The sequence below is a fragment of the Ensifer sp. ZNC0028 genome (assembly GCF_000799055.1).
Taxonomy (GTDB): Bacteria; Pseudomonadota; Alphaproteobacteria; order Rhizobiales; family Rhizobiaceae; genus Ensifer.
Genome location: NZ_JTLA01000295.1, coordinates 1 through 268 on the forward strand (window position 1 = coordinate 1; position 268 = coordinate 268).

At 67.9% G+C, this 268-nt stretch carries 1 pseudogene; it reads left to right on the top strand.

What is annotated here, in order from left to right:
- Positions 1 to 268 (top strand): annotated as a pseudogene (locus L981_RS35365) (glycosyltransferase family 4 protein); the annotation flags it as partial.

The following is a 268-nucleotide window of genomic DNA, read 5'->3' on the forward strand; positions in this document are numbered from 1 at the left end:
CCACGCGTCGCCATCGAGCGGCTCGACGTGCCGGCCCAGAAGGCCGGCAAGCTGCGCGCCGCCTGGCTGGTGGCACGAAGGCTCTCCCGGCTGCGCTCGACCATCATCCGCACCCGTCCCGACTTCGTCCTGAGCTTCCTGACGCGCACGAACGTGTTGACGCTTCTTGCAACACGGGGCCTCAGGCTTCCGGTGATCGTGTCCGAGCGCAACAACCCGGCGGTGCAGCCCTTCGGCCCCTTCTGGAAATGGCTGCAGCTTCGCCTCT